The organism is Marinobacter iranensis (assembly GCF_029207565.1).
GTDB classification, from domain to species: domain Bacteria; phylum Pseudomonadota; class Gammaproteobacteria; order Pseudomonadales; family Oleiphilaceae; genus Marinobacter; species Marinobacter iranensis.
This window is the reverse complement of the sequence record NZ_JANCMW010000246.1, coordinates 1-261: the sequence shown is the minus strand read 5'-3', so window position 1 is coordinate 261 and position 261 is coordinate 1. Positions and strand designations below refer to the sequence as shown.

Here is a 261-nt window from a genome sequence, read left to right as displayed (position 1 = left end):
AAGACACTGAACGATGCTGGTTATCGCGCGATCGCCTTCGATCATCGCGGCCATGGCGCCTCGACCAAGAGTTATGAGGGCGCCGACTACACACCCGACAAGATGGCTTCGGATGCTGCGGCGCTGCTCGACCATCTCGGCATCGAGCGGGCGCATGTGATGGGCTATTCCATGGGCGCGCGCGTTTCCGCTTTCCTGGCGCTTTCCGATCCCGACAAGGTCGCAACGCTGGTGCTGGGCGGACTTGGCATCGGCATGGTC

The 261-nt window shown here is 62.5% G+C and carries 1 protein-coding gene; it reads left to right on the top strand.

Translation table 11 applies throughout. From position 1 onward, the window contains the following. A partial coding sequence (locus NLU14_RS22220) for an alpha/beta fold hydrolase (RefSeq protein WP_275710691.1) occupies positions 1-261 on the top strand: 261 nt, incomplete at both ends.